This is a genomic window from Gordoniibacillus kamchatkensis (assembly GCF_000829455.1).
Taxonomy (GTDB): Bacteria; Bacillota; Bacilli; order Paenibacillales; family NBRC-103111; genus Gordoniibacillus; species Gordoniibacillus kamchatkensis.
Window position 1 is genome coordinate 24,625 of sequence record NZ_JXAK01000003.1, and the last position, 11,603, is coordinate 36,227.

Here is an 11,603-nt window from a genome sequence, read left to right on the forward strand (position 1 = left end):
GACCCCTTGCAGGTCACACAGGTTTTTACGGATAAAACTGAATATAGCCGTTACCACGATGAACTGGCCATTATAACAGCCATCATCCTGGTAACGGCACCGACTGCAGGAGCCACCCTTTCGGTGGCTCTTTTTCGTTTGGACGGATACGGTGTAGTAGTGACAAAAACGCTAACCCTGACAGCCGCCACGCAGTACCAGGTAACGTTCGACCTCAACCGAGATACCTACGATACGTTGAACATTTACCGGGCTAAGGCGGGCGATTACGTCGTTCAGGTGACGGATCCGAACCAGAACATCAACAAATCCAACATGTTCGCGGTATCGATCGTACCGGTGAAAGAAATCAAGGGTATATGGGCGTTCGGGGTTAACTTCCAGCTGTACGAAGTTCTGCAACCGAAAGTACAGCCTGTGAAAATTTCCGGAGTCGAAGTAACGGAGGTATCGGCCGGCCATTATAAGGGCGCCTTTGATATGACATTCGATCCGGTGGCCAAAACGATTTTATGGAACGGTGGGGCCGCGGTAGCGATCAACGGGCTGGCGCCACAAAGCCTTCTCCTGCTGGATGCGGATAAAGGCGATTATATCATGGTCAACGTCTACCCATGGTTATTGCCGGCCGGGACACAACCTATAACGGAGACGCTGGTCATCGATAACGGCAAGATCACCGATCGGGACATCATACGTGCGGCTCGGAAGGCCGCCAATACGATACAGCAGGACATCATAACGAAAATCGAGCCGATGATCATCGATACGGATCCTGGAAGCAATTACTGCGATGATGTGGGTATGCCACAGACCTATATTCGGCCGCGGAACTACAACAAATGGATGTCGTTTCAGATTCCCTATCCGAATGTGTTGGATGCGGCCGTTACCGGATTTATGAATCAAACTCAGGCTGCCGTTGTGCCGCGGGCGTGGACGGTATGGGATGAGCGGACCGGTATCGTGGAACTGGTGCCATCAATGAGTGCGCAGGTCATCTGGACATTCTACAACAGCATTTTCGTCTTGCAGTACCTTTTCAATTTTCCGAGCATCCCGGGGTTCTGGCATTACCGGATCACAGCCGGTTTACGGGATTTAAACAATGATCGTGAAATTATCCGGGAAGCCATTGGCAAGAAGGTCACACTCGAATTGCTTAACTCCGCGGGATCTGCCTATCGTGCCGGCTATGCTTCGCAGGCAACATCGAGGGACGGCGTAAGCGAAAGTGCCGGATATACGTCGTCGGCCATGTATGGCGTTTACGGCGGACACTTCAGCAGTTACAAAGAATGGCTGACTGAGAATATCCCGAAAATGCGCACACGTTTTGGCGGGATTCAGTTTGTATCGATTTAATTTTGGGGGCATCATGATGCCACAAGTTCGTCATTTTTACTGTTCTGACTGCAAACTCAGGTTTGCTGTCTTTCGCATCAAACGCGGGAAACGATTTTGTCCAGAATGCGGTGATACGATTGCTGTAAGTACTTTTAATCCTGAGATTCATGGCAAACCAATAAGAAAGAAACCGGAGAAGGCTTGGACGCTTGGGGAGGAACGTAAACTCCTGCACTTTCTTTATGAAACGGATTTGTACTACAAAGAAATTGCGGTAGAGCTCGGCCGCACTCTCCGTTCCGTTCAACGCAAAATCGAGCGTAAGCAAACATGGATTGGAAGACATCAAAAGAAGGTGTAAATCATGCCGTTCGATAATACGTCGGGACTCAACATTAGCGCTCAGCGGGAATTCATTATGAAGCATGGTGAAAAGGTCCACTATTACACCGGCATGAAATGCACATGCGCGAGCTCGGTTCAACCTACAGGCAGTAATCTGTATGATCCGAATCGGGCAAACGTCAGCTGCGCAGCGTGTAAAGGCATAGGCTGGGTATGGCTAGACGGCGGGAAGATAATCGGCGTTGTCGAGAATATCAACCAGCACAAGGATTTGCTGAATAGCGGTATTGCAGCGCCGGGCGATCTAGTCTTTTCTCCAGACCTCCGGGTGACTCTCTCGGATTACGACAAAATTCAATTAACTTGGCCACAAGGAATCCCGTTCGAATGTGAATTGATTAGCCGCGGCTCTGGTGCTTCTGATTCTACTCTCTATGGCGTGATGAATGTGATGCAATGTATTGCCGTCGATCCGGCATCCGGAACAGTCACGGCTTACAATTCAGGCGTCGATTTTGTTTACGACAAAAATACGCCGGCGAATCAGATTACCTGGCAAGGGGCTCATGTGCCGGCTGCCGGCGTCGTCTACTCCTTGAAATATCAGGCACTTGTCGATTGGATCGTTTTTACTCCTCCGCAGCCGCGACGGGAACGCGGTACCAATTTGGGGCAAAGAGTTATTCTGCGGAAAAGACACATCGTTTTCCCAGGGGTGTGATTCCGTGTTTACGATCGACGTGGACTTTTCCAAATGGAACGAGATATACGACGAACTGGAACCAGACCTCCCCATTTTGCAGCAAGGCATCGTAGCGGCAGCAGAATACGTTCGTGATGTCTGGGTATCGGCTGTACAGGGAACTGTGCTGCCCGGTATGACTCGACCGGTGAACGACGTTGCATATGCCAAAAGCTTGTCGACGGGCGAATCGATGAAATTTCCCGAATTCTTTTACGGCGTCGTTATGCCGGTCAATTATGATGACGGCGCGGAGCTGATCGAGACGGGATACGGTCCCTATGACATGAAGCCGGGGCTATTGAACGGGCCCAAATCACGGCCGACGGCGGACGGCCGGGGACGGTTTAATACGGTTCCCTTCCGGCATTTCACGCCACAGGCGAACAGCGGGATTTCGGTTAAGATGCGAATGCCGGATGAAATTTACGCTTCGGCCAAACAATTGAAGCGCAGCATGCCGGATGAGAATGGTGTCATGAAATGGGCGGACTCGCTTGAATCGGGGATGATGCCTAACACAAGCTTTACAGGGTACCAGCATCAAAGCAGCATCTATCAGGGCATGTACCGTATTGGCGACGTTCGACAGACCCAATACCTTACCTTTCGTCGTGTAAGTACACCACGAATGAAGCCGACGCGAAACGGTTACAAGCAGATCGGCAGCGCGCCGAATTCGTGGATACATCCGGGGCTCTCACCCAATCCAGTTGTGGAAGCAGTTTATAATTACTGCATGCCATTGATTGAAAAAAATCTAATGGACCTTGCAGAAAAAGCATTTGGTGCTAGATAACTCATCCTTCGGGATGGGCTATTTTTATGCATACATTTAATCCTGCGAAGGAGGTGATGAAGCATGCAAGGGTTAACAAGAGAACAAAAAACGAAATTCAACCAGAGCATTCCTGGTTTGGGCACAATCGGCTCTGGGAAGTCGGCAGGGGAAATCATCGACAGCCTATTTAAGCTGGGGGGGGCCATTGTAAATTATACCTCCAACGCCACAGCGAATACGCAAGATACTGTGCCGCACGGTCTCGGATATACGCCGCAAGGCTATATCGTGATCGGAAAAAACGTAGCTGCTGATGTTTACATTGGCACAGCTGCCGACGACAACAATCTTTACCTGAAATGCACCGTCGCCTCCGCGAGTTTAACGCTGCTGGTCTTCTAAAGGGGGGGAAGAGAGGATATGAACAGCTGGCGTTTTTTCGTCCCTTGCGAACGCGATGAAGAGTTGGTAAAGGGCGAGCGAAAACGATTCCTGAAAGGCGTGGCCGCCACAGAACGATTGGACAAGCATGAGGAGGAAATGGTCCTTTCCGGCATGGATTTCGGTCCATATTTGGATAGTGGTCATTTGAACTGGGATCATATGAAAGGCCCCCAGTACATTCTCGGCAAGCCAGTCGAGGCGAAGATCGTATCTGACGGCAGCGCGCTTCGCAAGGGTATTTCTGGACCTGCCTTTTGGCACCTCTGTGAGCTTTATGATACCGAACCCGGACGCGCAGCTTGGGACCTTATGAAAGCCGAGAAGGATGACCCGAACCGCAATCATGGCTTTAGCGTCGAGGGAGCGATTCATCAAACTAAGGGTGTAAAGCTTTTGAAAACCCGCGTGGATGATGTGGCATTAACGCCGAAGCCGGCCAACGTCGATACGTTCGCGGAACTGGTTAAGTCCCTGAGCACGCAATCGGCTTCTGCTCTGCAGTTGCAGCAAATCGATGACAATCAGGATCCCGGCGAGCGAGCAAAGCAGGCGCTGACCGGCGTACCGCTGGACGAGATTTTATGGGGGAAATGCGACAATGGCTGCTATGACAAACATGGCAGGTTCGTTAAGGGTGCTAGAAGCGCCTATCTCCATCTCGTCAAATGTCATGGACATGATGAGGATGAAGCTTATAAGTTTGTCAAAAATCTCGCCAAGTGCGGGATTTTTTAATTCTCACCAAATAAAAGGAGCGATCCAAATTGGAAAAGATTCTGAAGGTTGTTCAAGGCAGTTATGAACCGAGAGCTCTCAATTTGCAAATGTTCGCCGCAGCCGGCGAAGGAAAAACAAAGTTGGAAAAGCATCTGGAAGAACTCGGCGAAAACACTTCCGGCGGCGCGCACGACGCCGTGACATTCAGCGGTAAAGGCCTCTCTTTTCTGAACCGTCTTTTTAAATCGGCGACCAAAAAGAAACCGGTCGACGATGAGGACGACGACTACGATGACGATGAAGACGAGTTGGATAAAAATGCAAACGGCGGAGACCTCGAAGAGGAAGATGAGGACCCGGATGATCCGGCTGATAAAAACGGCGACGACATCATCTCCAATAGAGGCCAGCGCAAGCCAAAGGATTCGCTGCAAAACGCCGTTTCCAAGTCCATGCACTTCGATGAGATCCGCTTCGAGAAGAGTGTCGAAGATGAATTTGGTGACATCTTGGACGCTACACCGGCTCTCGCAGAACTAGCCAAATCCATGAAAGCCCTCGGCAAGTCGATGAATGGCGCCGTCGCCACTATTCAGGAAGTGCAAGAGCAAAACCTCATCCTTGCGAAAGCTGTTCGCGAGTTGCTGAAATCTCAAGCAGCGATGGCAGCCGACCTGGAACTGGTGAAAAAGCAGCCAGCCACAAGCCCTGCAACCGGCTTTGTCGTTCTCAACAAAGGTGAGGGCGGTAAAGGACGCAAGTTGAGCAAATCCGAGATTGAGGATTCGCTTACTGACCTGATGAATGCGGGCATGGTCGACCCCCGTACTGTTTCGCGGCTGTCCTACCTGCGGAGCGATTCCGAGCTTCGGGAATTTGTCGATAGCCTTCCGCAAAGCGTCCGTGAAAAACTGTAAGGCCGAATCCACAAAAACAGGAGATGATTGAACAATGAATGGAGTTCTCGAAAAAAAGTTCGTAGCGAAGACGTTTAACCAGCTTTGCAAATCGGCGTTCGGCCCCCGTTGGTCGGGAGTTGACGATTATATGAGTCAACTGTCCCAACCGCTGGCCAAGGCTCTCGCAACCTCCGGTATCCCCGGATTTGCTGACGGCAGCAACCTGGTACTGCAAAATCTGGACAGCATTATGTCGTCGGTGCTGTTCGATAAGCGGCACCTCGTCAAACAGCGCTGGATCGAGAGGGTTCCTTCTATCAACCCGGTTTATCAATGGAACCGTAGAAATACCTACGGGTCGACCGTGGCGCCATGGGCTTCGCAGAAGGCGGCATCGGTCCGGTAGGGCTGTCCTCCTGGGCGAGAAACACGGAGTTCGTCCGGTTCTTCGGAATTCAGCGCGGGACGACCGTGATTGCCAACCTGGCCGGCGCGCTTGGCGGAATGTTCGATAACCCGGTCGAAGAAGAAGAATATGACGGTACGATGCAACTGCTTGGCGGCGTCGAGCGCGCTCTGATTTGGGGTAACAATACAATCAAAGATGCGAACGGAAACGACATCTTCTACGACGGGACTTACCGAAAATTGAAAGCTCGCGCGGCTTCTGGCAAGGTATTTCCTAAAAACATCATCGATTTGCACGGCAAGCCGATGAACTTTGACGTCATTTCGGAAATTGCCGCAGAGCTGGCGAAAGTCTTTGTTGTCGATGCATCCAATGTGGCGGGCTTCATTCCGCCAGATCCGCTGCAAACGCTGCAGCTTCTGAAATCGCAAGCTGAGCGTCGTGATCTCGGCGACAATCGGGATGGTGGCTATACTGCCGGTACGCCGATCAACGGATACAATACCCAAATCGGCTTCATTCCGTTCATCCAAGACGTATTTACCGAGCCGGTTGATGGTGGCAAAGCTCCCCTGACCACGGCCGACCCGGGTTCTCCTACCGCAGTTTCGACGGTCACAGCAAGCGCAAGTGCTCCGACAGGCGGGGTAGTATCGAACTGGTTGTCTTCCGATGCCGGTACCGTATACTACACTGTTGGCGCCTTCAACGAGAAGGGCGAATCCGTAGGATACACCTACGGCACCGGGGTCGTCGTGGCGGCCGGCCAAGTAGTAACGGTAACGATCACCAAAGTAACCGGTGCGATCGGATATCGCGTATACCGCGGCCTTAAATCCTACGGCTCTGATGCGCAATGGATCGGCGAAGTCGCCGAGTCTGGTGCCGCAACAACAGCCTTTATTGACGACAATAGCGTCATGCCGGGTACGGATGTTGCAGTGTTCTTCGAGCGCTCCCCGGAGAACCTAGTCATTGCCCAAATGGCGCCGCTGCTCAAGCTGCCTTTGGCCATTCAAAGCACGACAATTCCGTTTGGCCTTCTGTACCTGCACACCTTGGCAATGAAGGTCCCGGAGCGTCAGTTCATGGTCGTAAATATTGGGAAAACCAATTATACGGCTTAAGGGGGGCGTAAATGTTGAGACTCTTCTCTAAGCATCATAAGGAAGTTATCGGTACCGTGCCGGGCTCTGATACTCCGTTCACCGTTACATTCGATGAATCTGGTCATGCCGAAGTGGAAGATGAGGCTGTAGGGACTTACCTCCTGCAGCTTCAAGCCGCCGTTATGGCAGAGCCGTCGAAAGAAGGTGGTAAGGACGGAAGCGGCTCTGGCGGCGGGGAGCAAACCCCAGAGTTGAAACCGGAGGACATGAACGTCCCGCAATTGAAAAAGTTTGCGAAAGATAACGGCATCGATCTCGGCCAAGCAACCAAGAAGGACGAGGTTCTTCCGCTGGTTCAAGCGTACCTTGAGCAAAAGGCCAAGGAAGACGAGGATAAGGCCAAATCTCAAGGCCAAGGTCAAGGAGAAGGCGGCGGAGGGACCGGTGATCAGCAATGATCCTCACGCCTGTCAACGCTAACGCTCGCAGTGCTACACTTCCGTATATGCCGGGACCCGGTGCTGTAACTGCTCAGGCGGCCTTTTATCAGGCCGCCTTTCCTCTTGAATTTCAGTTAATTCAAGGTGCAACTGCGGTAACGCCTTTGCCACTCACGGATTACATTGAAACGCTGGGTCGTAACCAACTGGCCATCCAAGTTAGTTCGTCAAATGGAGCATTTTCCGCATCGGTTTTGATTGAAGCAACGTTGGATGAGCAAAAATGGTTTACACTCGACACCATCAACGCTGAAGGCATAAAGCAGTATTCCGGATTATACAAAGCAATCCGCGCATCGATTTCGTCCTATACTAGCGGTACGATTGATGTTTATGCGATTAGTCAGAAGGTGTGAACAACATGATGGCTGAGACATATGTCCTTCAAGCGTTGCAGCGCGGATTTCAGCAGGTGCAGCAAAATCCTGCCCTCCTGGATGACATTCTTTCTGCTTTAAATGCCAATGAACTCGCTGCAGCCAAAGGTTGGTTTGGAAATTTGAACCTTACCGCGGCCAATATTGCGAATAAAAATCGGCTGATTATTGCTCCGGGTTTCCCTGCGGCCCCGGAGCAACTGCCGTTTATTGGCGTTACAGTCGCTGAAGGTGGTCAAATCGAGGGGCAAACGGGTATCGGCCTACAATATTACACGGTTTCGGATGATGCAGGAAACGTTGTAAATGCCCGCGGCGCGCGCTTTAACGGTTCGATCAAAGCAACCATCTTTACTCCAAATGCGGATCTTATCATATGGCTATCACAAGTATGCCTTTGGGCACTTTTGACTCAATATGATTGGTTCGCTTCCGATGATGGTGGAGGCATGAATGAAATTGTTATCCGAATCGGCGATTATGAACCGCAGCCGATTTTCCTTCCTACCTATACGTTTGCACGCGGCGTTTTTCTTAACGCCGAGTTTGACATTGTCTTCACCACCAGTGCAACACCAATAACCTCATCGATCGTGAGCGGTTCATTTGAGACTTATCAAGGATAAGGGAGGTTCGCTATGACAGTCAAAGGGAACAAGCAGACTGAAGACCCGGCACTTGCTGTTTCGCCCGATCAAAAGACCGCCGCTGTTGGGGATATGGCGGGTGTAGATGCGAATGCGAATTTTGCGGACGCTGATGCTGAGTACATGCCACTTCGAGTATTCGCCGACCAATTTGGATTGAAGTATGGAGTCGAACTCATGGCCGGCTTTTATCATGAGCAAGAAAAGGAAAAGAATTTCGCCGAGTTGGAATCCGTCTGGCATCAAAAAATTGTAGAGTTCAGCAAACGGGAGGTGAGGTAAAATGCCGTGGACTTACGGGGGGCAAACCATTTCGCAGCCTGGTACGATTGTCGTTGCGGATAATTCCGGAATATCGGCGCCTCCGAATACGAATATTAGGGAACTCGTTCTAATCGGGAGTTCCGGCGGTGGAAAGCCAAAAACTGTTTTGACGATTACTGACCCTACCCAAGCGCAGCAACTGCTGGTTTCGGGGCAAGGTCTGACCGCAGTATTGCGTGCTCTGAGGCCGTCCACTGATGACAACCGAACTCCAGGGGTGGTCAAGTTCGTCCGCGTGGATCCGGCTCTGCAATCCACATATAACCTGGTCAATGGGGCTACTACGGTCGTAACGCTGACGTCAGTTGATTATGGCGACTACACCAAGCAGATTTCGACGCAGGTGCAAGCCGGCAGCATTCAAGGACTAAAGGCAACTATTACACCGGCCGGTGGTGTGCCGATAACGCAGGATAATATTTATCAATCCCTTATCAGTGTGCAATATACAGGCGCGGCGGCATCGGGACTTCTGACTGTATCGAATGCCAGCAACCAAATGCAAGGTCTCTCCGGCGCTTCAGGATCGGAAACCGTTCAATGGACGGCGAGTTTTGCGACGTACACAACCGTCCAACAGTTAATTAATTATATCAATTCGCAGCCTGGTTGGACGGCTTCGCTGCTAACAGCCAATCCGAATAGCGCCACGGCGAATGGGATGGATGACGCAACAGCAGTTCCTTGCAAAGCGTCGGCTGCGACGATTACTGGAACACTGCAATCGCTTGTGAACTGGTACAATTCGACTGGTATTGTAACGGCTACCCGCACCGCAAACACCGGACTGTTGCCTTCTACTATGTCGGCGCCGGCATATTTCACTGGCGGTTCCAACGGAACCATTACAAATACGGACTGGTCGGATGCGTATAAAGCGCTCCAAAATGAATCTGCAGCGCGCATTATTACTCCAATCTCAGGCGATTCCTCGATTCATGCAATGGGCGATGCGCATTGTGCGCTTATGAGCGATCCGAAGACGCGTAAAAATCGTGTTCAGATCGTCGGCGGCGTAAAAGGAGAGACCGTATCACAAGTGCTCGCCCGCGCCCAGTTGCTGAATAGTCGTCGCACTACGCTGGTATGGCCGGGAATTCAGGACATCGATCCGTTCACGCTGACATTGACGACCTACGATCCGTATATCGCGGCCGCGCAGGCAGCCGGCATTCTGTCCAGCATGAAGATCACAAATGCCCTGACGCGACAAGTGATAGCGTGCAAAGGGCTTGAGGGAACTTTGCAGCAAACTTTGCTTGATTCGGATTACGACAACCTTACGGACAATGGCGTAATGGCTATTAAGTTCTTCTCGAATACGCAAGGGAATGCATTCCGCTTTGTTCGCAGTGTAACCACCTGGCTGCAGGACAAGAAGCTTGTCAACGTGGAAATCTCATGCGTATGTACCGAGGATTATGTCAATATCCGCGTCGGTGATGCGGTAGATGCATTGATCGGACAAGACGGGGCGCCGGTCACGGTAGGTATGGTTTCTTCTGCAATCGATAGCCAGTGCCGGCAATTGTTTGAAGAACAGGTCCTTGTCGGTGATACTTTGGCTGAATCATACGGAAACATTCAAGTTAATTTAAGCCAAGGCGCAGTTACTTCTAGCTTCAATGCGACAATCCCGGCTCCCTTAAACTTTGCAGGCATTACAACGAAATTCGGCCTCTACTCCTCAAATGCGGCCTAACGATGGAGGGATAGCAAGTGGCAACGATCAATAAACAGGTTCAGTCAGCCAACCTACTTGTGATTCAATTCGATGGCCAGCAAATTGGCATCGTCAATTCTGCTCGATTTTCAGGCGATTTTGGTCTTACTGACGAGTCGGGTATTGGGGATAACGTCGTTGTTGAATATGTGCCAGGCATTGCTCACGTGAACGTATCCGCCTCAGGTATCGTATTGATTCAAAAAAATCTCTTGAGTGCGGGCATCGTACCTTCTTCCAGCGTACGTGATATTCTTCAAGGCAAAGTGTTCGATATCGGTGTTTTCAATCGTACTTCTGGTGCATGGTTGTTAAAGGCAAGTGACTGCAGTGTTGCTTCGATTGACATTGCTATCAACACGGGACGCGCTGTTTCCTTTGACGCATCGTTCAGAGCCCGCGATTTGTCGGGTACATTACTGGGATAAAGGCAGGCTCCCTCGGGAGCCTTGCTCATTCTTTACAAACGGGAGGAGTTTTTAAGTGGATATCTTAACTCAAAAACAAACAACTGTACTTCCGACAAAACTGGGTGAAATCGAAGTACAGATTCCTTCGCTGCAAAAGAAGCTGGACATAGAACGTCGACGCTCATTTTATGCTGGTGGGTTGACCGTGATTTCTCAAAATGGTGCTGAACTGGCGGACATGTTCGCAAGGATGGATGTGGTTATGACAAAGTGCCCTTCTTTGACCAGAGTGAAAAATGACCCGACTTCCTGGGATTACGATGGTTTGTACGACGAAGATGCACTGCGCGATGCTTTCCAAAAGGTGGAAGAGTGGCAAAACTCCTTTCGAAGAGATGTGGCAGGAGAACAAGCGCAAATGGGCAAAAATTGATTGTAAGTCTTATCGGTATCTGTACCGAGTCAAGTATAATGTCCCGCGGCTCCCTGTGGAGCAGACAAATAACCTGACGGAGTACGAGTTTGAATATGAGTTTTTGCTTTCAGAGGCTCATCAAAATTGGCTGGAAGAAGCCAGGAATATGCAGCCATTACAGCAAGATGACGGGAAATTCAGCAGAGCGTTTTCGATGGACAAGGACGAATACGAACACATTGTTAGTCTCGCACAGCAAAATGAGTTCATTGATTTTGAAATTCCGCGGAATGCACCGGAAGGTAGGCGCATGAGCGAAAGCGCGCTAGGTATCTCGCCATCAGAGGCCGACTTTGAGCCTGTAAACCTGGAAGAAGAGTTCTCGGATAATTAGAGGCGGAAGAGAGGGATGAG

At 50.7% G+C, this 11,603-nt stretch carries 17 protein-coding genes; all 17 read left to right on the forward strand.

The window, feature by feature from the left end; genetic code table 11:
- The first annotated feature begins 6 nt into the window (after positions 1–6).
- The 17 genes from SD70_RS02455 to SD70_RS02535 all read left to right on the forward strand — a co-directional run bounded on the left by SD70_RS02455 (position 7) and on the right by SD70_RS02535 (position 11,583).
- Positions 7–1,365, forward strand: a complete 1,359-nt coding sequence (locus SD70_RS02455; RefSeq protein ID WP_156157858.1) for a hypothetical protein — start codon at positions 7–9, stop codon at positions 1,363–1,365.
- A gap of 13 nt (positions 1,366–1,378) precedes the next feature.
- On the forward strand, positions 1,379–1,708 hold the full coding sequence (locus tag SD70_RS02460) for a hypothetical protein (RefSeq protein WP_156157859.1): 330 nt from the start codon (positions 1,379–1,381) through the stop codon (positions 1,706–1,708).
- A 3-nt stretch (positions 1,709–1,711) separates the two neighbouring features.
- Positions 1,712–2,413 carry a hypothetical protein gene (locus SD70_RS02465; protein WP_041045341.1) on the forward strand — a complete coding sequence of 234 codons (702 nt, stop codon included), beginning with the start codon at positions 1,712–1,714 and terminating at the stop codon, positions 2,411–2,413.
- 4 nt (positions 2,414–2,417) lie between these two features.
- A complete protein-coding gene (locus tag SD70_RS02470) occupies positions 2,418–3,233 on the forward strand; it encodes a hypothetical protein (protein ID WP_041045343.1) in 816 nt (271 codons plus the stop codon).
- A 63-nt stretch (positions 3,234–3,296) separates the two neighbouring features.
- The gene (locus tag SD70_RS02475) at positions 3,297–3,617 is read left to right on the forward strand and encodes a hypothetical protein (protein ID WP_041045345.1); all 321 of its coding nucleotides are present in this window, start codon (positions 3,297–3,299) and stop codon (positions 3,615–3,617) included.
- 18 nt (positions 3,618–3,635) lie between these two features.
- Positions 3,636–4,394, forward strand: coding sequence for a hypothetical protein (locus tag SD70_RS02480; RefSeq protein ID WP_041045347.1), 759 nt, complete (start codon positions 3,636–3,638; stop codon positions 4,392–4,394).
- 29 nt (positions 4,395–4,423) lie between these two features.
- Complete coding sequence (locus SD70_RS02485) at positions 4,424–5,293, forward strand: hypothetical protein (RefSeq protein ID WP_041045349.1); 870 nt, start codon at positions 4,424–4,426, stop codon at positions 5,291–5,293.
- 34 nt (positions 5,294–5,327) lie between these two features.
- A complete protein-coding gene (locus tag SD70_RS02490; RefSeq protein WP_041045351.1) occupies positions 5,328–5,681 on the forward strand; it encodes a hypothetical protein in 354 nt (117 codons plus the stop codon).
- On the forward strand, positions 5,648–6,811 hold the full coding sequence (locus SD70_RS02495; protein ID WP_041045352.1) for a hypothetical protein: 1,164 nt from the start codon (positions 5,648–5,650) through the stop codon (positions 6,809–6,811). Before SD70_RS02490 ends, SD70_RS02495 begins: the two co-directional genes overlap by 34 nt.
- A gap of 11 nt (positions 6,812–6,822) precedes the next feature.
- On the forward strand, positions 6,823–7,251 hold the full coding sequence (locus SD70_RS02500; protein WP_041045354.1) for a hypothetical protein: 429 nt from the start codon (positions 6,823–6,825) through the stop codon (positions 7,249–7,251).
- Positions 7,248–7,649, forward strand: a complete 402-nt coding sequence (locus tag SD70_RS02505) for a hypothetical protein (RefSeq protein ID WP_041045356.1) — start codon at positions 7,248–7,250, stop codon at positions 7,647–7,649. Before SD70_RS02500 ends, SD70_RS02505 begins: the two co-directional genes overlap by 4 nt.
- A 5-nt stretch (positions 7,650–7,654) precedes the next feature.
- Positions 7,655–8,296: a hypothetical protein gene (locus SD70_RS02510; RefSeq protein WP_041045358.1), complete on the forward strand. Its 642-nt coding sequence runs from the start codon at positions 7,655–7,657 to the stop codon at positions 8,294–8,296.
- A gap of 12 nt (positions 8,297–8,308) precedes the next feature.
- Complete coding sequence (locus SD70_RS02515) at positions 8,309–8,599, forward strand: hypothetical protein (RefSeq protein WP_041045360.1); 291 nt, start codon at positions 8,309–8,311, stop codon at positions 8,597–8,599.
- Between the two features lies 1 nt (position 8,600).
- Entirely contained in the window at positions 8,601–10,343 is a 1,743-nt protein-coding gene (locus SD70_RS02520; RefSeq protein WP_041045362.1) for a hypothetical protein, read from the forward strand.
- Between the two features lie 17 nt (positions 10,344–10,360).
- Positions 10,361–10,792 (forward strand): hypothetical protein, encoded by a 432-nt coding sequence (locus SD70_RS02525; RefSeq protein ID WP_041045364.1) that lies wholly within the window; start codon positions 10,361–10,363, stop codon positions 10,790–10,792.
- 55 nt (positions 10,793–10,847) lie between these two features.
- Positions 10,848–11,207 (forward strand): hypothetical protein, encoded by a 360-nt coding sequence (locus tag SD70_RS02530; protein ID WP_041045366.1) that lies wholly within the window; start codon positions 10,848–10,850, stop codon positions 11,205–11,207.
- Between the two features lie 55 nt (positions 11,208–11,262).
- Positions 11,263–11,583, forward strand: coding sequence for a hypothetical protein (locus tag SD70_RS02535; protein WP_156157860.1), 321 nt, complete (start codon positions 11,263–11,265; stop codon positions 11,581–11,583).
- The last annotated feature ends 20 nt before the right edge of the window (positions 11,584–11,603 follow it).